This window comes from Phytohabitans kaempferiae (assembly GCF_042433955.1).
Taxonomy (GTDB): Bacteria; Actinomycetota; Actinomycetes; order Mycobacteriales; family Micromonosporaceae; genus Phytohabitans; species Phytohabitans kaempferiae.
The window spans coordinates 120,168-141,605 of sequence record NZ_JBHLUH010000077.1 but is presented as its reverse complement, the minus strand read 5'-3'; the positions used below and the strand labels follow the sequence as shown (position 1 = coordinate 141,605).

18 protein-coding genes and 1 pseudogene are annotated in these 21,438 nt (G+C 70.2%); 12 read left to right on the top strand and 7 right to left on the bottom strand.

Annotated features, from left to right (window positions below; genetic code table 11):
* Window positions 1–311: 311 nt before the first annotated feature.
* Window positions 312–791: a DUF5318 domain-containing protein gene (locus tag ACFFIA_RS35400; protein WP_377259878.1), complete on the bottom strand. Its 480-nt coding sequence runs from the start codon at window positions 789–791 to the stop codon at window positions 312–314.
* A 173-nt stretch (window positions 792–964) separates the two neighbouring features.
* Here ACFFIA_RS35400 and ACFFIA_RS35395 point away from each other — a divergent pair, with 173 nt between their 5' ends.
* Entirely contained in the window at window positions 965–1,615 is a 651-nt protein-coding gene (locus ACFFIA_RS35395) for a PadR family transcriptional regulator (RefSeq protein ID WP_377259875.1), read from the top strand.
* A gap of 23 nt (window positions 1,616–1,638) precedes the next feature.
* Complete coding sequence (locus ACFFIA_RS35390) at window positions 1,639–2,718, top strand: inositol-3-phosphate synthase (RefSeq protein ID WP_377260297.1); 1,080 nt, start codon at window positions 1,639–1,641, stop codon at window positions 2,716–2,718.
* Between the two features lie 97 nt (window positions 2,719–2,815).
* On the opposite strand, the gene ACFFIA_RS35385 is transcribed toward ACFFIA_RS35390, so the two are convergent.
* From ACFFIA_RS35385 to ACFFIA_RS35375, 3 genes are all read right to left on the bottom strand, one after another.
* Window positions 2,816–3,292 (bottom strand): methylated-DNA--[protein]-cysteine S-methyltransferase, encoded by a 477-nt coding sequence (locus ACFFIA_RS35385; RefSeq protein WP_377259872.1) that lies wholly within the window; start codon window positions 3,290–3,292, stop codon window positions 2,816–2,818.
* 34 nt (window positions 3,293–3,326) lie between these two features.
* The gene (locus ACFFIA_RS35380) at window positions 3,327–3,998 is read right to left on the bottom strand and encodes a hypothetical protein (protein WP_377259869.1); all 672 of its coding nucleotides are present in this window, start codon (window positions 3,996–3,998) and stop codon (window positions 3,327–3,329) included.
* Between the two features lie 282 nt (window positions 3,999–4,280).
* Window positions 4,281–5,735 (bottom strand): CCA tRNA nucleotidyltransferase, encoded by a 1,455-nt coding sequence (locus ACFFIA_RS35375; protein WP_377259866.1) that lies wholly within the window; start codon window positions 5,733–5,735, stop codon window positions 4,281–4,283.
* A 38-nt stretch (window positions 5,736–5,773) separates the two neighbouring features.
* On the opposite strand from ACFFIA_RS35375, the gene ACFFIA_RS35370 reads away from it, so the two are divergent.
* Entirely contained in the window at window positions 5,774–6,622 is an 849-nt protein-coding gene (locus tag ACFFIA_RS35370) for a hypothetical protein (RefSeq protein ID WP_377259863.1), read from the top strand.
* Between the two features lies 1 nt (window position 6,623).
* Window positions 6,624–8,390, top strand: a complete 1,767-nt coding sequence (murJ, locus tag ACFFIA_RS35365; RefSeq protein WP_377259860.1) for a murein biosynthesis integral membrane protein MurJ — start codon at window positions 6,624–6,626, stop codon at window positions 8,388–8,390.
* Window positions 8,391–8,393: 3 nt separating this feature from the next.
* Here murJ and ACFFIA_RS35360 read toward each other — a convergent pair whose 3' ends face one another.
* Window positions 8,394–9,992, bottom strand: coding sequence for a helicase HerA-like domain-containing protein (locus tag ACFFIA_RS35360; protein ID WP_377259857.1), 1,599 nt, complete (start codon window positions 9,990–9,992; stop codon window positions 8,394–8,396).
* A gap of 181 nt (window positions 9,993–10,173) precedes the next feature.
* On the opposite strand from ACFFIA_RS35360, the pseudogene ACFFIA_RS35355 reads away from it, so the two are divergent.
* The 6 genes and pseudogenes from ACFFIA_RS35355 (at window position 10,174) to ACFFIA_RS35330 (ending at window position 16,116) form a co-directional block, all read left to right on the top strand.
* Window positions 10,174–11,839 (top strand): annotated as a pseudogene (locus ACFFIA_RS35355) (protein kinase family protein).
* Between the two features lie 9 nt (window positions 11,840–11,848).
* Entirely contained in the window at window positions 11,849–12,493 is a 645-nt protein-coding gene (gene sigM, locus ACFFIA_RS35350) for an RNA polymerase sigma factor SigM (protein WP_377259854.1), read from the top strand.
* On the top strand, window positions 12,490–13,389 hold the full coding sequence (locus ACFFIA_RS35345; RefSeq protein ID WP_377259851.1) for an RsmA family anti-sigma factor: 900 nt from the start codon (window positions 12,490–12,492) through the stop codon (window positions 13,387–13,389). The genes sigM and ACFFIA_RS35345 overlap by 4 nt, the downstream gene beginning before the upstream one ends.
* Window positions 13,390–13,474: 85 nt before the next feature.
* Window positions 13,475–14,428 carry a thioredoxin-disulfide reductase gene (gene trxB / locus ACFFIA_RS35340; RefSeq protein ID WP_377259848.1) on the top strand — a complete coding sequence of 318 codons (954 nt, stop codon included), beginning with the start codon at window positions 13,475–13,477 and terminating at the stop codon, window positions 14,426–14,428.
* A 16-nt stretch (window positions 14,429–14,444) separates the two neighbouring features.
* On the top strand, window positions 14,445–14,768 hold the full coding sequence (gene trxA, locus ACFFIA_RS35335) for a thioredoxin (protein ID WP_377259845.1): 324 nt from the start codon (window positions 14,445–14,447) through the stop codon (window positions 14,766–14,768).
* Between the two features lie 208 nt (window positions 14,769–14,976).
* Window positions 14,977–16,116, top strand: a complete 1,140-nt coding sequence (locus ACFFIA_RS35330; RefSeq protein ID WP_377259842.1) for an N-acetylmuramoyl-L-alanine amidase — start codon at window positions 14,977–14,979, stop codon at window positions 16,114–16,116.
* Between the two features lie 115 nt (window positions 16,117–16,231).
* Here ACFFIA_RS35330 and ACFFIA_RS35325 read toward each other — a convergent pair whose 3' ends face one another.
* Window positions 16,232–16,894, bottom strand: coding sequence for a GNAT family N-acetyltransferase (locus ACFFIA_RS35325; protein ID WP_377259839.1), 663 nt, complete (start codon window positions 16,892–16,894; stop codon window positions 16,232–16,234).
* A gap of 261 nt (window positions 16,895–17,155) precedes the next feature.
* Here ACFFIA_RS35325 and ACFFIA_RS35320 point away from each other — a divergent pair, with 261 nt between their 5' ends.
* Both ACFFIA_RS35320 and ACFFIA_RS35315 read left to right on the top strand, forming a co-directional pair.
* Window positions 17,156–18,475, top strand: coding sequence for an aminotransferase-like domain-containing protein (locus tag ACFFIA_RS35320; RefSeq protein WP_377259837.1), 1,320 nt, complete (start codon window positions 17,156–17,158; stop codon window positions 18,473–18,475).
* 8 nt (window positions 18,476–18,483) lie between these two features.
* On the top strand, window positions 18,484–19,437 hold the full coding sequence (locus ACFFIA_RS35315; protein WP_377259833.1) for a D-alanine--D-alanine ligase family protein: 954 nt from the start codon (window positions 18,484–18,486) through the stop codon (window positions 19,435–19,437).
* Window positions 19,438–19,582: 145 nt separating this feature from the next.
* Here the strand turns inward: ACFFIA_RS35315 and ACFFIA_RS35310 are convergent, their stop codons facing one another.
* The gene (locus ACFFIA_RS35310) at window positions 19,583–20,692 is read right to left on the bottom strand and encodes a flagellar motor protein MotB (RefSeq protein WP_377259830.1); all 1,110 of its coding nucleotides are present in this window, start codon (window positions 20,690–20,692) and stop codon (window positions 19,583–19,585) included.
* Between the last annotated feature and the right edge of the window lie 746 nt (window positions 20,693–21,438).

Genomic DNA, 21,438 nt, shown 5'->3' with positions numbered 1-21,438 from the left:
ACCCTCGGAGCCGCCGCGTGCCGACCCACGGGCCTGTGGGGCCCCGTAGTCGTCGGACGGGCCGGAAACATTGGCCCGACCGCGCGCGGAACTAGGGTCGTCGTACGAGTTCATTCGTCACACCCTGCCGGTCGCGGTGGCGCGCGCCTGCGACACCACCGTGTTGCGGTGAGTTAGGACACCTTCTAGCGCCAGCCCGGTCAAGTGGCCGAGCAAGGCTTCGCCCGACAAATTCGGACTTATCCGATTAACGAGTGATTGCTTGCCCCGCCACTTCGGGTCCTCCACCCCGTCGTTCAGGCAAGCGTTGGTCACCGTCGGGCCTCTCGCCTTCGTTTGGTCGCCGGCGCCCCAACGCCGGTAGCGGATGAACCTGAAGTGGATGAGCCGACGGCGGCGGCCGTCTCGGCGACGGGCTCATCGGTCAGCCCGTCGCGGCCGAGCAGGAACTGCTCGACGAGGTGGTTCCAATCGCAGGCGCGGCAGACCTCCACCACGTAGACCTGGAACTCACGGAAAGTCATCGCCAGCACCGGCAGCTCAGTGCGGGTGCGGGCCTGTCCGGCCGACTGCTTCAGCTCATCCCCATAGATGTAGTGGACGAGCGTCAGGTTTTCCCGGCGGCAGATCGGGCAGCGCCGGTCGGTGGGCTCACCGTGGAAGCGAGCTGCGTTCTTCAAGTAGGGGGAGGCATCGCAGACCTCGTAGGTCCCCACGCGGCCGGAAAGGACCTCACGCAGCAGCGCTCGCTTCTGAAGCGAGTAGTCGACGACCTGCCGCTGCGTGCGCATGCGCACGAGGGTACGCGTTTCCGGCCGAGGAGGCGACAACCGTCACTCTCCGCTATCGCACCACTCGATTCTGATGTTTGCCCTCCGGCCACCGCCGAGCTACCGTGCGATGTATCGGGCCGATACATCGGGTCGGTTAACGCAAGTCCACCAGCGGGTAAGGAGGGTGAGACGTGCTCGAGCTCGCCATCCTGGGCCTGCTGCAGGAGTCTCCGATGCACGGCTATGAGCTGCGCAAGGAACTCGCCACAAAGCTCGGCGCGATCCGCGCGGCGATCAGCTACGGCACTCTTTACCCCACATTGCGGCGACTCCAAGGGGCCGGCTGGATCACCGAGGCGGGGGAGGCGGTCGTGGGGGCCGACGAGGTCCCACCCCTCACCAGCCGCCGCGGGCGCGTTGTCTACAAGATCACAGCGGAGGGCAAGGAGCGTTTCGCCGACCTGCTCGCACAGGCGGGGCCGGAGACGTACGACGACGCAGGCTTCGGCGTTCACTTCGCTTTCTTCGCTCGCACCGATCGGGCTACGCGGCTGCGCATCCTCGAAGGTCGCCGCCGCAAGGTCGAAGAGCGCCGGGAGGGCCTGCGCGACGTGCTGGCCCGCGCCACCGAGCGGCTCGACGCCTACACGCTCGAACTGCAACGCCACGGACTTGACGCGTGCGAGCGCGAGGTCCGGTGGCTGGAGGAGCTCATCGCCAACGAGCGCTCCGGCCGGGCACCCGCGGCTGACGCCGCGGGCAGCCCACCCGTTGAAGACAGCCCGCCTCCGCCTGGACCGTCCAGGACTGGGTCTACCAGGAACATGCCGGAGCGGCCGTGATGAACAAGAAGGAGGCAAACGCGATGGGCTCCGTACGCGTGGCCATCGTCGGTGTCGGTAACTGCGCCTCGTCTCTCGTGCAGGGCGTGGAGTTCTATCGGAACGCCGACCCCACCGACCGCGTCCCGGGTCTCATGCACGTCACCTTCGGCGACTACCACGTTTCAGACGTGGAGTTCGTCGCGGCGTTTGACGTGGATGCCAAGAAGGTGGGCCGGGATCTCGCCGAGGCGATCGTCGCCAGCGAAAACAACACCATCAAGCTGTGCGACGTGCCGCCAACCGGCGTGCAGGTGCAGCGTGGCCCGACCTTCGACGGCCTGGGGCAGTACTACCGCGAGATCATCGAGGAGTCCGACGAGCGGCCGGTCGACGTCGTGAAGGCGCTGCGCGACGCGCGGGTCGACGTGGTCGTCTCCTACCTCCCGGTGGGCTCCGAGGAGGCCGACAAGTTCTACGCCCAGGCGGCGATCGACGCGGGCTGCGCGTTCGTCAACGCGCTCCCGGTGTTCATCGCCTCCGACCCGGTGTGGGCCAAGAAGTTCGAAGACGCCGGGCTGCCGATCGTCGGCGACGACATCAAGAGCCAGGTGGGCGCCACGATCGTGCACCGCGCGCTGGCCAAGCTCTTCGAAGACCGGGGCGTGGAGCTGCTCCGCACCTACCAGCTCAACTTCGGCGGCAACATGGACTTCATGAACATGTTGGAGCGCAGCCGGCTCGTCTCGAAGAAGATCTCCAAGACGCAGTCGGTGACCTCCCAGGTGCCGCACGAGATGGCCAAGTCCGACGTCCACATCGGACCGTCCGACCACGTGCCGTGGCTCGACGACCGCAAGTGGGCGTACATCCGGCTGGAAGGCAAGTCGTTCGGCGACACCCCGCTCAACGCCGAGCTCAAGCTCGAGGTCTGGGACTCGCCCAACTCGGCCGGCGTCATCATCGACGCGCTCCGCGCCGCGAAGATCGCCAAGGACCGCGGCATCGGCGGCCCGATCCTCTCGGCGTCGTCCTACTTCATGAAGTCACCCCCGGTGCAGTACGCCGACCACGAGGCGCACGCGGCCGTCGAGGGCTTCATCAAGGGCGAGGTCGAGCGCTGACCACCGCGCGATGACGGGCCGGGACCGCGAGGTCCCGGCCCGTTTCCATGCCAACACATATCTGGTACGAACGCCGGGCGCGACGGTCGGGAGCCAGTCACTGCCAGGCGCGCTGGAGGGCGACCCGCGCCTCCAACTCGAGCAGGTAACGCTTGCGGGGGAGCCCACCGCCGAAGCCGACCAGCTTGCCGCCGGCGCCCACGATGCGGTGGCACGGCACGATGACCGGGATCGGGTTGCGGTTGCACGCGACACCGACCGCCCGAGCCCCGCCCGGATCGCCCACCGCGGCCGCCACCTCGCCATATGTGCGCATCTCGCCGTAGGGGATGAGCGTCATCTGGTGCCACACCGCCCGCTCGAAGTCGCTGCCCCGCCGCACCGACAGCGGCACGGTGAAGTCGGTCAGCTCGCCGGCGAAGTAGGCGCGGATCTCGCCGACCGCCGCGTCGAGGCGAGCATCGTGTGCCTCGACCGCGCCCTCCACCGCGCCGAAGCGCACCCCGCACACGCCGATGTCGTCGACCGCCACGGAGAGCTCGTCGATGGGGGAGTCGATCACCACCCAACGCATCACCCCATTCTCCCCAGGGGTGTGACAGTCGTGCTCAGCTGACCCGCTCGTACTCGGTCGTGTAGAGGAACGTCTGCCGCGTCAGCAGGTCGGTCGAGCAGGTGTAGCGCGACGAGTCGCCCTCCGCGTTGAACGGGACCGAGCCGCCGTACTGCACGCCGTTGATGAAGAGCTTGCCGCTGGCGTTGGAGTCGACGTCGGTGAAGCGGGTGCTGCCGCCGCGGGCCGTGTACTTGAAGGTGAGCCGGCCGGAGACCTCCAGCTTGTACGTGCGCCCGCCGGACGTGCCCTGGAACTCGGTGCCGCTGCGGTAGTCGGTCTCGCCCGTGCCGTCGGCGTCGAGCCGGAGCATCGCCCCCTCGCCGCCGATGAAGGTCACCTTGACGTCGTCGACCGGCACGTCCTCCTTGTGCGACGTGACCCGCCAGGTGCCGATCACGCACTGGTCCACGTCACTGGCAGGGCTCGCGCTCACGCTCGCACGCGGGCTGGCGCTGGTGGGACCGGGGGTGGGGCTGGTGATCGGGTCGTCATCCCCGCTCCGCATGGCGACCACGATCACGATCGCCACGACGAGTACGACCAGCGTCGCGGAGAGTGCCGTCAGAGGAATGAGGTAGGAGCGGCCGCGCTGCGGGGGCTGCGAGGGCTGTGGAAACCCCGGGTAGCCGCCGCCGCTGGTCTGCTGCGCGTACGCCGGAGGCACGCTCGTCGGATAGGCCGGCGGGCTCCCGGGCTGTGGATAACCGGGGTACGCCTGCGGGGGAGCCTGTGGATAACTCGGCGGCGGTAGGTGCTGAGGCAGGCCCCGGAAGGTGCGGCACTGCGTGCAGTAACCGGCGGCGTCCACCTGTACGCCTCCGCAAACCGCACACGGCTGCATCAGCTGCCTCCCCAACCTCGTCGAGCGCCAACCGACGGCAGCTCACATTCGCGAGCGACGGTAGCCGAGGTGTGCCACGCCCGGTAACCAACAAACCGGCCTGGACTAGATCACACCTTCGTCACGGGCCCAGCGGAGAAGCTCGGCCTCGGCCTCGTCGCGGTCGAGTGGGCCGTGTTCGAGCCGGATCTCCTTGAGGTGCCGCCAGGCGCGACCCACGATCGGGCCGGGCGGTACCCCGAGCAGCTCCATGATCGCGTTGCCGTCGAGGTCGGGGCGGACGCGGGCCAGGTCCTCGTCGGCCTGGATCTGCGCGATCCGCGCCTCCAGCGTGTCGTAGTCGGACGCGAGCTGGGCCGCCTTGCGCCGGTTGCGCGTGGTGCAGTCGGAGCGCGTGAGCTTGTGCAGCCGGGGGAGCAGGTCGCCGGCGTCCGCCACGTACCGCCGCACGGCCGAGTCGGTCCACTCGCCTCGCCCGTACCCGTAGAAACGCAGGTGCAGCGCGACCAGCTTGACCACGTCGGAGGTGACGTCCTTGGGGTAGCGCAGCTCCTTCATGCGCAGCTTGGTCATGCGCGCGCCGACCACCTCGTGGTGGTGGAAGCTGACCCGGTTGTCCGGACCGACCGCCTTGGTCGCGGGCTTGCCGATGTCGTGCATCAGCGCCGCCATGCGCAGCACGAAGTCGGCCTCCGCGCCGCCCTCCAGCCGCACCGCGTTGCTGACGACCGTGAGCGTGTGCTCGTAGACGTCCTTGTGCTGGGCGTGCTCGTCGATCGCGAGCTTGAGCCCGGGCAGCTCCGGCAGGAAGCGGACGGCCAGGCCGGTGTCGACCAGCAGGCGCAGCCCGGCGACCGGGTCGGCGCCGCTGAGCAGCTTGGTGAACTCGTCGCGGATCCGCTCGACCGTGATCCGGTCGAGATCGGCGGCCATCGAGGTCATCGCGGCCACCACGTCGGGGTCGACCGTGAAGCGCAGCTGAGCGGCGAACCGCGCGGCCCGGAGCATGCGCAGCGGATCGTCGCCGAACGACTCCTGCGGCGTGCCCGGCGTGCGGATGCGCCGGGCGGCGAGGTCGTCGAGGCCGCCGTACGGGTCGGTGAAGCGGTGATCGGGCAGGCTCACCGCCATCGCGTTGACGGTGAAGTCGCGCCGCCGCAGGTCGTCCAGGAGGTTGTCGCCGAACCGGACCACCGGATTGCGGGTCACCCCGTCGTACGCCTCGGAGCGGAAGGTGGTGATCTCCAGCCGCATCCCGTGCCGCTGCGCGCCGATCGTGCCGAACTCGCGCCCGGTCTCCCAGGTGCTCTCCGCCCAGCCCTTGAGCACGCGCAGGATGTCGTCGGGGTGGGCGTCGGTGGTGAAGTCCAGGTCGTCGCCGAGCCGCCCGAGCAGCGCGTCGCGCACCGAACCGCCGACCAGGTGCAACTCGTACCCGGCCTTGGTGAAGCGGCGGCCGAGCTCGTCGGCGATCGGAGAGACCCGCATCAGCTCGGCCACGGCGTTGCGCTGCGCATCGGTAAGCCCTCGCCGGTCGGCGGCGTTTGAAGTCTTGGACATGGGACAGCCAGCCTATCGGTGGGGCAGGATGTTGCTTCGTGCCGGTACCCGAAGCCCTGCGGACGCTCAGCCACGATCCGGAGTTCTGGGCCGACTACTTCTTCCGCGCCTCGCCGGACGCCGATCCCGACCCGGCTGACCTGCGCGCCACCTTCCCGGTCGCGGGCGGATACGGCCTGGTGCTCGACCTCGACCGGCAGTACGGCACCTACGCGCTCGGCCTGCGTACGCCGGGCAGCAGCGAGCCGATCCCGATGGCCTGGGACGACCGCTCGCGGTGGCATCCGCACGGGCTGCGCTGGCCGGAGCTCGACCTGATCGGGCGGGTCGTGGCGCTGGACGATCCGTCGCTGCCGCACCCCGGGCTGCCGGTCGCGCTGCTGTGCCGGTTCGCGCCGGTCACCTCCGAAGACGACGCCGAGGCGGTACGCGACCTGCTCGGGTCGGCCCTCCGCTCGCTGCGCGTACCGGTGCCGCCCGCCGAGCAGGAGCCGCTGTTCCCGTACGCGCCGCGAGTGCTGAGCGAGGCGCAGGTCGCCGACTACCTGTCGGTGCCGGGGGAGGGAGTGGCCGGCACGCTCCGGTACGCCGGGAGTGACGTCTTCCCCTTCGACGGGCTGGAGGAACTGGTACGGCTGGGCCGGCAGCGGGTCGCCCGCCTGGCCACCGAGCCGTGGTGCACCGAGCGGGTACGGGAACTGGCCCGCGCGGGCCGGACGGAGCCGCTGCTCGCCGCGCTGGAGGCCGCCGGCTGTGACCATCCGACGCTCCTCGACGCGCTCACCGACCCCGTGACCCCCGCCGAAGCCGCCTGGGTCGCGGACGTCCTCGGGGGCGCCCTCCCCGTACCCTTGCGCTGGGACGGCAGCGATCAGAAGCGGGGTTGAGATGAGCGGTGGCCTCTATAAGAGCGCCAACGCTGGCCACAGCGAACACCAGCAGTACCCGGATGGTGCCGTACTGATCTCGACCCAGCCGATGCCGCCTGGCATGTACCCGGCGCCGGGGGTTGAGTCCTCGCCCGAGCTCGAGCCCTCCATCGAGGTGGAGCAGGGGAGCGCGGCCAACAACAGCGCGATCATGGCGATCGGCAGCCTGGTCAGCCGCGGCACCGGCTTCCTCCGCACGGTCATCCTCGCCGCCGCGATCGGCGGCGGCGTGATCAACGACGCGTACACGACCGCCCAGGTCCTGCCCGGCATCGTCTACGAGCTGCTGCTCGGCGCGCTGCTAAGCAGCACGATCATCCCGGTGCTGGTGCGCCGGCGGAAGAACGACCCGGATCGCGGCCAGGCGTACACGCAGCGGCTGGTGACCCTGACGGTGCTGCTGCTCGGGATCGGCGCGGTGCTGGTGACGGCGGCGGCCTCACTGCTCACCCTCCTCTACACGGGCGACGACCAGAGCGCGGCGTTCCGGCGCCTCGTCACGCTGCTCTCCTACCTGATGCTTCCGATGATCTTCTTCATCGGGGTCTCCGGCATCTTCACCGCCGTGCTCAATACGCGCGGTCATTTCGCGATGCCGATGTTCACGCCGATCCTCAACAACCTTGTCGTCATCGCGACCGGGATCGCGTACATCGTCATCTACGGCGCCAAGGCGATCCGGCCGGAAGACATGACCGTCGGGCAGATCCTCCTGCTCGGCGGCGGCACGCTGCTCGGCGTGGTGATCCAGAGTGCCGGCCTGGTGCCGGCGCTGCGCAAGGTCGGCTTCAAGTGGAAGTGGCGCTTCGACTTCCGCGAGCTGGGCCTGCGCGAGCTGACCCGGATCGGCGGCTGGTCGCTCTCCTACGTGGTGGTCACCCAGATCGGCCAGGTGGTCGCCTTCAACCTGCTCAACCGAGCCGGCAAGGCGGGCGGGGCCGGACCGGCGATCTACAACAACGTCTTCCTGCTGATGTACATGGCGCACGGCATCCTTGCCGTATCGATCATCACCGCGCTGACCCCGCGGATGAGCGCCGCCGCGGCCGACGACCGGCACGCCGACATGGCCGCCGACATCTCCCGGGGTATCCGCATGATCACCGCGGTCCTCACCCCGGTGGCCGTCTGTTACGCGGTGCTGGCCGCGCCGATCGCGGTGGCGCTGTTCCTCGGCGGCGCCTTCACGCAGGACGACGCGAGCAAGACCGCCGTGGTGCTGGTCGCGATGGCGGTGGCGCTGCTGCCCTTCTCGATCAGCAACTTCCTCACCATCGGGCTGTACGCGCGGCAGGAGACGCGCACCGCCGCGCTGGTCAACCTGCCGGTGGTGGGGCTGCGGATCCTCATCCAGGTGATCGTGTTCGTGGCCTTCTCGGCGGCGTTCGCGGCGGCGGGGCTGATGTTCGCCAACGCGCTCTCGTTCGCCGCCGCCGGCCTGACCACGGCCATACTCATGCGCCGGCGGATCGGCGTGCTCGGGATCGGTCCCATCCTGATGACGTTCGCCAAGGTGGGCGTAGCCGCGGTCGGCGCGACGGTGGTCGGCCTCGCGGTGATGTACGTGCTGCCCGGCGGCTGGACGCCCACCAAGACCGAGTCGCTGCTCCAGGTCGCGGTCGGCGGTGTGGCGATCGTCGTCACGTACGTCGCCATCGCCCTCGGCCTGAAGGTCTCCGAGATCAGCAGCATCTTCGCGCTGGTCCGCCGCAAGATCCGCCGCTAGGCTTCACCGCTTGCGGCGCTTCGCGGTGCCGAAGACCTGGCGGGCGACCGCGGCGCCGGCGGCCGTGGCGGCGGCCCGCAGAAACGACTTCGTGGCGCTGGAGCCGAGCACCTTCTCCACCATGCTCGGCTCCTCCTTCTCCCGCCGCGGCGCCCGCTCGGCCTGTGGATAACTCTGTGCGGGAGGAGCGTCCGGCGCGGGGGAGCCCTGTGGATAACCACCTGTGGACGGCGGTGCCAGGCGGGCGGCCAGCTTCTCGTACGCGGACTCGCGGTCGACCGGCTCGGCGTACTTCGCGTACAGCGAAGAGCCCCGCACCGCCGCCGCCATCGCCTCGGCGTCGGCGGCGCCCATCAGCGACCGGGGCGCGCAGAGCCGGGTCCAGGCGACCGGGGTCGGCGCGCCGTTCTCGGCGAGCACGGTGACGACCGCCTCGCCGGTACCGAGCTGGGTGAGCACCTCCTCCAGGTCGTACGCCGATCGGGGGAACGTCGACGCGGTCGCCTTGAGTGCCTTGGCGTCGTCCGGCGTGTACGCCCGCAGCGCGTGCTGCACCCGGTTGCCGAGCTGGGCGAGCACGTCGGGGTGCACGTCCTTGGGCGTCTGCGTCACGAAGAAGACGCCCACGCCCTTGGAGCGGATCAGCCGCACGGTCTGCGTGATCGACTCGAGGAAGTCCTTCGAGGCGTCCTTGAAGAGCAGGTGCGCCTCGTCGAAGAAGAACACGAGCTTGGGCTTGTCGATGTCGCCCACCTCGGGCAGGTCCTGGAAGAGGTCGGCCAGCAACCACATAAGGAAACAAGGAAAGAGGCCCGGCTGGGCTGTGCCGCCCCCCGCCCCCGGCCCCCCGAGCACGCCGGGCAGCTCCAGGATCGAGGCGACGCCCCGCCCGTCCGGCGCCGTACGCATCAGGTCGGCCGTGTCGAACTCCGGCTCGCCGAAGAAGTCGTCCGCGCCCGCGTCCGAGAACCCGATCAGCTCCCGCAGCAGTACGCCCGCCGTCTGCTTGGAAAGCCCGCCGAGCGACCGCAGTTGCTCGGCTCCCTCGTCGGAAACCAGGTACTGGATGACCGACCGGAGGTCCTTGATGTCGAGCAGCGGCAGCCCGTTCGCGTCGGCGAAGTGGAAGATCAGGTTCAGCGAGGACGCCTGTACGTCCGAAAGCCCGAGCACCTTGGACAGCAGTACCGGGCCGAACGAAGTGACCGTCGCCCGCACGGGGATGCCGGTGCCGCGCCCGCCGAGCGCGTAGAACTCGACCGGGTACGCCGTCGGCTGCCACTCCTGCCCGATCTCGGCGGCGCGCGCGGCGATCTTCTCGTTCGGGGCGCCCGGCGCGGACATGCCCGACAGGTCGCCCTTGACGTCGGCGAGGAAGACCGGCACTCCGGCCGCACTGAGCTGCTCGGCCATGACCTGGAGCGTCTTGGTCTTGCCGGTGCCGGTAGCGCCGGCGACGAGCCCGTGCCGGTTGAGCATCCCGAGCGGGATGCGCACCTTGGCGCTCGGGTCGCCGCGACCCTCCTCCACCAGGGCACCGAGCTCCAGAGCCGGTCCCTCGAACGCGTATCCCTCGCGTACCTGCCCTGCAAGATCAGACATGGCAAAAGCGTACCTATAAGGCAGTTTTTGCAGGAGACTTCAAAGCGGGACGATTGAAACTTAACGGTCAAGGCAGACTCGACGGTTCGCATCCGGCCGCCTGGCACGCCAAGATGACGTGTTGAGAGGTCGCATCGCCCAGGTAAGGTCGCACTCGTCGGGTGCGGGTAGCGCCTAGGCTATGAGCCGTGCCCGCCGCCGGGGCTGCCGGCTGCGGCGAAGCGGCCAGACCACAGACAGCACGGGTCCACGGATCGAATCGATCACCGAGGGAGGACGGGGTGACCCAGGTCGGCGAAGGTCAGGAGGCGAGCGAGAGCCCGCCTCCGGTCATGACCTTCGGTGCGCCCACCCTCGGTGAGATCCTGGCCGAGAGGTACGAGCTCGCGGAGCACATCAACAACGACAGCGCCGGCCGGCAGGTCTGGCGAGGTGTCGACGTGGTGCTCCGGCGGCCCGTGGCGGTCGTGCTGCGCTACCCCGGCGGCGACTCCGCGATGGAGATGCTCCAGGCGGCCGTCGCCGCGAGCCGCGTGATCCACCCCAGCCTGGTCGGCGTCTACGACGCGATCGACGAGGGCGATCGGGCGTACGTGGTCCGCGAGTGGGTCGACGGCGAGTCGCTCCGCGAGATCGTGGCCGAGGAGCCGCTCGACCCGGCCCGCACCACCACGGTCGCTCACGCGGTCGCCGATGCGGTGGCGGCGATGCACGCGACCGGCATGGTCCACGGCAACATCCACCCCGGCACGGTGCTCATCGGCGACGACGGTCGCGTGGTGCTCGCCGACGCGCGGGCCGACAGCGCCGACACGCGAGACACCGACGTGCGGGCGATCGGCGGCGTGCTCTACTTCGCGCTGACCGGCCACTGGCCGCACGCCGAGGCCGGCCGCTCGGCCCTGCCCGACGCCGCGCGCGACGCGGCTGGCACGGTCGCCGCACCGCGCCAGATCCGCGCGGGCGTCCCGGCCTACCTCGACGACCTCACGATGGACCTGCTCGACAACCGGCTCGCACTGCCCGCCGCCGACGTGCTCGCGGCTGAGCTGGGCCGGCTCGACAGCGCCGCCGACGAGCCCTACTACGAGGAGGCCGGACCGCTGCGGTTCCTGTCCGGCCCCCGTGACGTCGGCGCCGCCGTCGCTCCGGGAGGGCGCACCGAGCCCCAGCGCACGACCGTCCGCAAGATCGCCGCTGGCGTCGCCGGGCTCCTCGCGATCGCGGTCGCCGGCCTGTTCTTCGGCATCAGCGCGCTCGGCGGCAACGACACCGACGACACCGCCAGCCCGCCGAGCAACGCTCCCGCAACGCCCGGTGATCCCACCACCGGTGGCGCGGTCACCGGCCAGCCGCGAAACTTCGCGATCAGCGCCGGCCAGGTGCGCATCGTCGACCCGCCAAAGGGCGAGCGCAACGAGCTTAAGGGCGCCGAGGCGGTCGTCGACGGAAACGAAAACACCGCCTGGGAGCCCAACGGATACAAGAGTTCCAAGTTTGGCAACCTCAAGCCGGGCATGGGCATCCTGATCGACCTCGGCGAGCCGCGCACGGTCAGCTCGGTGCAGGTGACGCTCTCGCACAGCGGCGCCTCCGCCGAGTTGCGCGCGGGCACCACCGACCCGGGCAGCAGCGCGGCCGGTGACGATCAGATCGCGAAGACGTATCAGCGCGTGGGCGAGCCGCTGGAGGCGTTCGACGCGACAAAGATGACCTTCAACAGCTTCAACGCCGACGAGAAGTACCAGTACCTGCTCTTCTTCATCACCGAGCTGCCGCTCACCGGCAACGGCCCGTGGCCGTACAAGGTCGGCGTGCAGGAAATCGTGGTCGCCGGGCTGAGCTAGTGTGCAGCCGTGACCGACAGCTCTCGTAGCGACGACGAGCTGCTGCGCGCCCACGTCGATGGCGATCGGTACGCGTTCGCCGAGTTGTTCCAGCGGCACCGCGACCGGCTGTGGGCCGTGGCGGTGCGTACGCTCTCCGATCGCGAAGAGGCAGCCGACGCGTTGCAGGACGCGCTGCTCTCCGCCCACCGCGCCGCGGCCCGCTTCCGGGGCGACTCGGCGGTCACCACCTGGCTGCACCGCATCGTGGTCAACGCCTGCCTCGACCGGGCCCGCCGGCGCCAGGCGCACCCCACCGTCCCGCTCCCCGACGGCAACCGCAGCGACCCCGACCGCCCGGTGGCCGCCGAGCCGGCCGCGCCGTCGGTCGACCACGACACCGCACTGGACGTACGGCACGCGCTGGCCCAGCTGCCGGAGGAGCAGCGGGCCGCGTTGATCCTGGTCGACGTGCAGGGCTTCCCGGTGGCCGAAGTGGCGGTGATCCTCGGTGTGGCCGAGGGCACGGTGAAGAGCCGGTGCGCGCGCGGCCGGGCCAAGCTGGCGGTTGTCCTGGGTCACCTTCGGGCCGGAAGCGGGAACCCGCAGTCCGGTGGCCGCGTCCGAACCAGTACGGCGCAGGCGCGCACCGCGAGCGTGGAGGACGAGAAGTGACCGGGCCAGAGTTCAGCGAGGTCGATTTCGACCTGCTGGCCGACTATGTCGGCGGGGCGCTGGACGGCACGCCCGAGGAGGCGGTCGTGGCCCGCCGAGTCGCCGAGGAGCCGGCCTGGCGCGAGGCACACGCGGCGCTCACCGAGGCGACCGGGTCGGTGCACGCCAGCCTCGCCGCGTGGGGGGAGGCGGCGGAGCCGATGCCCGCCGAGGTGGCCGATCGGATCGCCACCGCGCTGGAGCAGGAGCCGCACCGTCCCGCCCTCGTGCCCGTACCAGGTGATGCAGATGGACCGCGACGCAGCGCGACCAAGGCGCGGCGCCGGTTGCCCGCGTGGGCCGCTCCGGCGACGATCGCCGCAGGCGTCGTCGCGCTCGCCGGGTTTGGCCTGAGCCAGGCCGGAGGCATCGGCGGCAGCGACGACAGCTCGGCCGGCAGCGCGGACGCACCGGTGAGCGCCCGAGAAAACGCGGCGGACGGTCGGGCGACCCTCCCCTTCAACTCCGCCGATGGGCCGGTCGTCGCCAGTGGCCAGGATTACCGCCAGGCAGGGCTGTCGGACGCGGCGCCACCGCCCATGCCGATGGGCAGCAAGCAGACGAGCGGCGAGGAGGCTGCGCCGGGGTCGACCGCCGCGCAGATCGACAACGCGTCCCCGCTCGGCCGGCTGCGTGACCCCGTGGCGCTCGGCTCCTGCGTTTCGGCGATCGGTCGCGACCATCCGCCGGGCGTCGGCACGGTCGAGGTGGTCGACCTCGCCACGTTCGAGGGGTCACCCGCCGTGATCGTGTTTTTCACCGACGGTTCCGGGGCACGCTGGGTATGGGCGTCAGGTCCGGAGTGTGGCCAGGCGGCGCGGGGCGCGGACACCCGAGCGAGCGCAAAGATAGGGTGAGCTGACCCACCCGGACGAGGGGTCGGGAATCATCGCGGCACGCGATGGGTTCTCCTCTGCGCACACAACACTACGGGAGTCGGCAGTGGACGAGGTCCGTAATCTGATCATCATCGGCTCGGGGCCGGCCGGTTACACCGCCGCGGTGTACGCCGCGCGAGCCAGCCTCAAGCCGCTCGTCATCGAAGGTGCCCAGTCCGGTGGCGCACTGATGACGACCACCGAAGTCGAAAACTTCCCCGGTTTCCCCGACGGCATCATGGGCCCCGAGCTGATGGACTCGATGCGCAAGCAGGCCGAGCGTTTCGGTGCCGAGTTCATCACCGACGACGTCACGCGGGTCGAGCTCGTCGACACCGGCGTGGTCGGCTCCGGCGCGACCCACAAGGTGTTCATCGGCGAGACCGAATACCGCGCGAAGGCGGTCATCCTGACCACCGGCTCGGCCTGGCGGCCGCTCGGTGTGCCCGGTGAGAAGGAGCTGCTCGGCCACGGCGTCTCCTCGTGTGCCACCTGTGACGGCTTCTTCTTCCGTGGCCAGCACATCGTGGTGGTGGGCGGTGGCGACTCCGCGATGGAGGAGGCCAACTTCCTCACCAAGTTCGCCGAGTCGGTGACGATCCTGCACCGCCGCGACGAGTTCCGGGCCAGCAAGATCATGGCTGACCGGGCGCTGGCCAACCCGAAGATCCGTGTCGAGTGGAACACCGTCGTCGAAGAGGTTCTCGGAAACGACGGACAGGTCTCCGGCGTACGCGTGCGCAACGTGCACACCGGCGAAGGCAAGGTGCTCGACGTGACGGGCGTGTTCGTCGCGATCGGCCACGACCCGCGCAGCGAGCTCTTCCGCGGCCAGGTAGAGCTCGACGAGAGTGGGTACGTCGTGGTGGACGCTCCCACCACACACACCAGCGTGCCGGGCGTGTTCGCCGCGGGCGACTTGGTCGACCACACCTACCGCCAGGCGATCACGGCCGCGGGCACGGGCTGTGCCGCCGCGCTCGACGCCGAGCGGTTCATCGCATCACTTGAAGTTTGAGCTCAGGAGGGTCTTCGTGGGAACAACCAAGGCGGTCACCGACGCCAGTTTCACCAGTGACGTACTGCAGTCCGAGACGCCTGTGCTGGTGGACTTCTGGGCCGAGTGGTGCGCGCCGTGCAAGAAGGTCTCGCCGCTCCTGGAGGAAATCGCCACCGAGATGGGCGACCGGGTACGGATCGTCAAGCTCAACATCGACGAAAACCCGGAAACCGCGCGCGCGTACCGGATCATGTCGGTGCCCACGCTGACCGTCTTCAAGGGCGGCCAGCCGGTGCAGTCGGTGGCCGGCGCCCGCCCCAAGGGTGATCTGGTGAAGCTCATCGAGTCCGCGCTGTAACAGAGACTTGCGAAGGGGCGCTCTCATTGAGGGCGCCCCTTTCACATTTGCTCCTCCCGAGCGGGCTCGTTCCCCGGCGGTCCGCTGGTTGTCAGCTGGTTTGTGAGGGCGCCTTTTGGCTGGCTGGCGTGCACTTGTCGGAAGTCTGGCGGCGGCGTGCCGCCGGCCGGGATAGGCTCCTGAAGCGTTCTCCCTGAGGAGGTCCTCCGTGCGTCCGATTCGGCACGGCGACCGTGGTCCGGCGGTCATCGAGATCAACCAGATCCTCGCCGAGCTCGACCTCCTGACCGGTGGCAGCGACGAGTTCGACGGCACCACCGAGCGCGCCGTCCGCAGCTTCCAGCAGACCCGTGGCCTCTCGGTCGACGGCCAGGTGGGCGACGAGACGTGGCGCGCACTCGACGCCGCCCGCTGGCGCCTCGGCGCCCGGGCGCTCTACCACGCGATCCCCGGGCCGCTCGTCGGCGAAGACGTCCGCACGCTCCAGGAGCGGCTGCTGGAGATGGGCTACAACGTGGGCCGCGCCGACGGCATCTACGGGCCCAACACGGCGCGTTCGGTGGCGCAGTTCCAGCGCGAGGTGGGGCTCCAGCCCGATGGGGCATGCGGGCCGCAGACCATGCACGCGCTCAAGCGGCTGGGGCGCAAGGTGGTCGGTGGGCGGCCGCAGTGGCTGCGCGAGGCCGAGGCGTTCCGCCGCTCGGGGCCCAACCTGATCGGCAAGGTGATCATCGTCGATCCGGGTCACGGCGGCTCCGACCCGGGCATCGTGGTGCCCGACGGGCCGCTGCGGTGGACCGAGGCCGACCTCGCCTTCGACATGGCGGCTCGGCTCGAAGGGCGGCTGGCGGCGGCCGGCATGCGCGTACACCTGACCCGCGGGCCCGGCGGTGGGCCGGCCCTGAGCGACCTCGCCCGCGCCGACCTGGCCAACGAGCTCGGCGGCGACCTCTTCATCTCGCTACACATCGACGGCCACGACAACCCCGAGGCCGACGGCGTGGCGGCGTTCCACTACGGCACCGGCAACGGCGTGACCTCGACCGTGGGGGAGCGGCTGGCCGGGCTGGCGCTGCGCGAGATCGTCAAACGCACCGGCCTGCGCAATTGCCAGACCCACCCCAAGACGTGGGAGCTGCTGCGCCTGACCCGCATGCCGGCGGTCCGGGTCGACGTGGGCTACCTGACTTCGCCGGTCGACCGCGAGCGGCTGATCGACCCCGCCTTCCGCGACCGCGTGGTCGAGGCGATCGTGGCCGCGGTGCAGCGGATGTACTACCCGGTCGAGGCCGATGTGCCGACCGGCTCGATCGACGTGCGCCAGCTGCGGGCGGCCGCGGTTTCCTGATCCGGTCCGAGCCTTTCGCTCTGCGCCGCGCTTCGTGCGGTGCTTCATCGCGGCCGTGTTGTTGCTGTATGGCCGCTTGGGGGCGACTGCCGGATATGGCCGCTTCTATGTGGATTTAGCTTGATGTCGAGCGCGTAGCCGGACGGACCGGGCGCAACAGGCTCTCCGGGCTCATCGAGCCGAGCAGCTTCTCCAACGCGTACTCCACATCGGACTTCCACGACAGCGCGGTGCGCAGCTCCAAGCGGAGCCGCGGGAAGCGCGGATGCTGTCGCACCGTCTTGAAGCCCACCGAGAGGAAGAAGTCGGCCGGCGCCAGGCAGCCCTCTTCATCTTCCTTGCCCGACTCGCCGTACTTGGCGTCGCCGAACGCCTCGATCGCCTTGATGCCGCGCTTGGTGAGATCGCGGGCGACGCCCTGCACAAGCATCCGCCCCAGCCCGCCGCCGGCGAAGGCGGTGACGATGTGGGCCGTCATCAGCAGCGCCGCGTCGGCCGAGACCGGCGACGTCGGAAACGCCATCGAGCGGGGAACGTAGGCCGGTGGCGCGTACATGACGAAGCCCGCCGGCATGCCGTCGACGTAGGCCAGCTTGCCGCAGGAGCCCCACTCGAGGAGCGTCTGGGATACCCAAGCTTCTTTTTCGAGGCCCGGATCGCCCGCGGCGCACGCGCGCTCGGCGGCGACCGGATCAAGCTCCCAGAACACGCAGGCCCTACACGGGCGTGGAAGATCCTCGAGTGTGTCGAGTGTCAGACTGACCAAGCGTCGCGACATTGCGAATCCTCATAGAGTCGATTGCAGCCACGCGCCGCCTCCTTGCCCCCGACTGGTGATCGTACGCCGGAACTTCGCGTCAGGGGAGAGGTCGGGCAAGTGGTCACCCCTGAGGCCCGGTATGTGGAACCAGCTGGGGTAACCAGAGGCACGAATGGTGTCTGCGGACTACGATCGATCGGCCAGCACTGTCGCTGTAGCCCCCACTTCTGCAACGCTCTGTGGGGATGGGCGCCATCTTCCGCACGAGGCAGGTGAGTCATGACCGGCACGACGCTCGACGACTATACCGATCGCTACGCCCGGCGGATGCGCGGCATGACGGCATCGGAGATCCGTGCCCTCTTCGCCGTTGCCAGCCGACCCGAGGTCGTCTCGCTCGCCGGTGGTGCTCCCTACGTCGCCGCCCTCCCGCTCGACGCGGTGGGGGAGATGCTCGGCAAGCTCGCCACCGACCACGGCCCCACCACCCTGCAGTACGGGATCGGTCAGGGCACGCTCGAGCTGCGCGAGCGGATCTGCGAGGTGATGGCGCTCTCCGGCATCGACGTCGGCTGCGGCGCATCCCCGGAAGACGTCGTGGTGACGGTGGGCGGGCAGCAGGCGCTCGACCTGGTCGCCCGCATCTTCCTCGACCCAGGCGACGTGGTGCTCGCCGAGGGGCCCACCTACGTCGGCGCGCTCGGCGTGTTCCAGGCCGCGCAGGCGCAGGTCGTGCACGTACCGATGGACGGCGACGGCATCGTGCCCGAGGCGCTGGAGCAGGCGATCGTCGAGGTTGCGCGTTCTGGGCGGCGGGCCAAGTTCCTGTACACGATCCCCACGTTCCAAAACCCCGCCGGCGTGACGCTGACCGAGGAGCGGCGCGAGCGCGTGCTCGACATCTGCGAGCGCGCCGGTCTGCTGGTGGTCGAGGACGACCCGTATGGCCAGCTGAGCTTCGACGGTGACGCGCCCGCGCCGCTGCGCTCCCGCCGCCGCGACGGGGTCTTCTACCTGAGTACGTTCTCGAAGACGTTCGCGCCGGGCATGCGGGTCGGCTGGATCCTCGCCCCCCATGCCGTTCGCGAGAAGCTCGTGATCGCCAGCGAGGCGCAGATCCTGTGCCCGAGTGCGTACGCGCAGGCGGCGATCGCCACCTACCTGGCCACCATGCCGTGGCGCGAGCAGCTCAAGGCATACCGCGAGATCTATCGTGAGCGTCGCGACGCGCTGCTCGACGCCCTCGCGGGCCTGATGCCCGCCGGCACCACCTGGACCGAGCCGAAGGGCGGCCTCTTCGTGTGGGCCACGCTGCCCGAAGGGCTCGACGCGAAGGCGATGATGCCGCGTGCCATCGCCGCCCGCGTGGCGTACGTGCCGGGCACCGGCTTCTACGCCGACGGCACAGGCGCGGGGCACATGCGGCTCAACTTCTCGTTCCCGCCGCCGGAGCGCATTCGCGAGGGCGTGCGCAGGCTGGCCGGCGTGATGGAGCAGGAGCTTGCCATGCGGCAGGTCTTCGGCCCGGTGGGCGGCGGACTCGCCGGGCGCCGGCGGGGGCAGGCCGCGGCCGATGCCCCTGACCCGGGCTTGGCATGATCTGAGGCATGAACACGGACCTTCGCGTCCTCGTCCTCGCCGGCGGACTCTCGTACGAGCGGGACGTCTCTCTCAAGTCCGGCCGGCGCGTGCTCGACGCGCTGCGGAGTGCTGGCATCGACGCCGACCTGCGAGACGCCGACGTATCGCTGCTGCCGACCGTCCAAGCCGACCCGCCCGACGCGGTCGTCATCGCGCTACACGGCGCAACGGGGGAGGACGGCTCGCTGCGCGGGGTGCTCGACCTGTGCGACGTGCCGTACGTGGGCTGCGACGCCCGCTCCGCCCGCCTCGCGTGGGACAAGCCGTCGGCCAAGGCGGTGCTGCGCGAGGCCGGCATCCCCACGCCCGACTGGGTGGCGCTGCCGCACGACCGCTTCTCCGAACTCGGCGCCGTGGCGGTGCTCGACCGCATCGCCGAGCGGCTGGGCCTGCCGCTGATGGTCAAGCCCGCCCAGGGCGGTTCGGGCCTCGGCGCCGCCGTGGTCCGGGACGCGACGGCACTGCCGGCCGCCATGGTTGGTTGTTTCGCGTACGACTCCACGGCACTCGTCGAGCGGTACGTCGCGGGCATGGATGTCGCGGTGTCGGTGATCGACCAGGGCGACGGGCCCCAGGCGCTCCCGGCGGTCGAGATCGTGCCGCGCAACGGCGTGTACGACTACGCCGCCCGGTACACCGCCGGCCTCACCACCTGGCACGCGCCCGCGCGGCTCGACCCCGAGGTGGCGGCGGCGGTGGCGAAGACCGCGATCGCGGCGCACAACGCGCTGGGGTTGCGCGACCTCTCCCGCGTCGACCTGATCGTCGATTCGGACGGGCGGCCGCACGTGCTCGAGGTGAACGTGTCGCCCGGCATGACCGAGACGTCGTTGCTGCCGCTGGCGGTACAGGCGGCAGGGCTCGACTTCGGCAAGCTGCTGGCGGCGCTCGTGGGACAGGCCGCTCGCCGGGCCGTTTGATCCTCTGACAGGAGCGCCCCCGCACCGCGTGGTGTGGGGGCGCTTTGCTTCGTTGGTTCTCGCTTGGTCGTGCTTCTGTCTCGCCGCGTCTTCCGCGTTGGGTCTTCGTCGTCGGGTCTTTCGTCGTCGCTTGAGGACGGAGGTGTCAGGTAGGGGCGCCCTGGTGCTCGGGCTTGGAACCGTGGGGTTCCTCGCTCGCCCGGACGGTGGGGACGGGCTGGACCTTCTCGGCTGTCCCGTGCGCGGCCGGTATCTCAGAGGCTGATGTCGCCTGGTCTGGCGCCGTGGTCGCTGCTGTTGCCGCGCCGGTGGCCGGTGCGGGTGCGGCTGATTCGCCTGTGGTCGCTTGCCCGGTCGTTGCTCGGACGGCGGTGGCCTGGGCACTGGTTGGGGCGGTGGGTGCCTGGCTCGTGGTGGGGTCGGCTGGCGTTGCGCGTCCCGTGCTCGCGTGGTCTGCGGTCGCGTGGGCCGTGCTCGCTTGGTCCGTGGTCGGCTCGTCTGCGATCGCTAGGTCTGCGGTGGGGTCGTCTGCAATCGCCAGGTCTGTGGTCGCGACGCCTGTGCTCGTGTCGTCGGCTGGTGCTTCGGCGAGCGCTACGGAGGCGTCGTCGACGGCGGCCTGGAAGGCGAGGCTCGCCGCTTCCGCCTCCGCCTGCTGGACCAGACTCGACGGCGCCTGCCACTCGATCCGCGGCGGCTCGGCGAGCGGCTTGCCACCGAACTCCGCCAGCCACGCCGCCACGAGTGCCAGATTTTCCCGCCACGTCGACTCGGAGATCGGCGGGAGGATGTCGTCCCACAGGGACAGGAAAGTGCCACGCAGTTGGAGCCGCCCGTACGGCCGGGCCAGGAACCACATGTGCAGGTGCGCCGAGCCGTCACCCCACCGATTCACGTGGACCCGGGCCACGCCGTCGAGCGACCGGACGGCCCGCTCCAGCCGCACCGTCATCACGCCGAGCTCGGCCGCCAACAGGTTGGGCAGGTCGCCCAAGTCGAGGTGCGAACGGGACTCCAGGATGAGCACCATCGGGAGCCCGGTGGGCCGATCCATGGCACGGACGCGCCATCGCTCGCTGACCCAGATGTACGCCTCATCGGGCGCGTTACACGCGCTGCAGTCGGCGGCGTCCTCGCCCTTGCGCGCCGGCTCGTTCTCCACTGGGGCGTCGAGCTGCTTGACCCGCAGGTCGCCCTCGAATGGGAAGGAGGGCCACTTCGTGAAGTCAGGAACGGGGGATGCTGTGTCTGGCACGAGGCTGACCCTAACGGAGTTGAGGACCGCTGTCCTTCCCCGTTTCGGGCGGACGCCGCCGCTCTTGTCCACAGGCAACCACCATGCCCTACCGGCTCTTTCTCTCGAATCCGCTCCATCTGTGGATAACCTCTGTGGATTGTGCGCGGCCCTCGTTTCACGTGAAACGAGGGCTGGCGAGGTGGGCGCCGAGGCCGCCGGTTTCCCGTGAAACGGGGGGTTCGGCGGGGGCGTTGTCTCGCCCAGTTCTGGTTGGGCTGCTCCGGACCTCGGCGCTCTCCTGGAGCTTGGGTGGTGTCGGCTCGGCGAGGCACCGTCCGAGCTACTCCTCGGACGGTCTCTTCCTCGATTTCTCCGCTCCTCCTCGGGCGGCACGCCCGCCTCGCCGATGGGCGACCGGCGGGCTGCGGCTGCGGCTGGGCCGAGGGCTGGCCAACCTGGGCGAGGTGTGAGGGCGGCGATTCCGCGACGGCTCCAGGTGGATGGCGACGGGTCGGCGGTGATTCGGCCTCCGGACCGAGCGGGGAGGCGACCCGCCTGGGCGGTCCTGGGAAGCTCGTCCTTCTCGGGTTGCGGCCTCCTCACTCCTGCCTCGGCTGTGCGCCGGCACTCGCTATGCGCCGGCCTTTACGGAGCAGTTGTCGGCCTACAGGGGAATGGCGCGAGTAGCGGGTCGCCGAGGCGCCGGCCTTGCGAGATCCACCGCTGCCAGACCGCGCCGGTCGGCCTCTGTCGCTACCTGGTCG

Coding starts and splice junctions, on each gene's coding strand:
- ACFFIA_RS35400 (WP_377259878.1), bottom strand. CDS start 791: ATGCGCACGCAGCGGCAGGTCGTCGACTACTCGCTTCAGAAGCGAGCG.
- ACFFIA_RS35390 (WP_377260297.1), top strand. CDS start 1,639: ATGGGCTCCGTACGCGTGGCCATCGTCGGTGTCGGTAACTGCGCCTCG.
- ACFFIA_RS35385 (WP_377259872.1), bottom strand. CDS start 3,292: ATGCGTTGGGTGGTGATCGACTCCCCCATCGACGAGCTCTCCGTGGCG.
- ACFFIA_RS35375 (WP_377259866.1), bottom strand. CDS start 5,735: ATGTCCAAGACTTCAAACGCCGCCGACCGGCGAGGGCTTACCGATGCG.
- murJ (WP_377259860.1), top strand. CDS start 6,624: ATGAGCGGTGGCCTCTATAAGAGCGCCAACGCTGGCCACAGCGAACAC.
- ACFFIA_RS35360 (WP_377259857.1), bottom strand. CDS start 9,992: ATGTCTGATCTTGCAGGGCAGGTACGCGAGGGATACGCGTTCGAGGGA.
- ACFFIA_RS35325 (WP_377259839.1), bottom strand. CDS start 16,894: ATGTCGCGACGCTTGGTCAGTCTGACACTCGACACACTCGAGGATCTT.
- ACFFIA_RS35320 (WP_377259837.1), top strand. CDS start 17,156: ATGACCGGCACGACGCTCGACGACTATACCGATCGCTACGCCCGGCGG.
- ACFFIA_RS35315 (WP_377259833.1), top strand. CDS start 18,484: ATGAACACGGACCTTCGCGTCCTCGTCCTCGCCGGCGGACTCTCGTAC.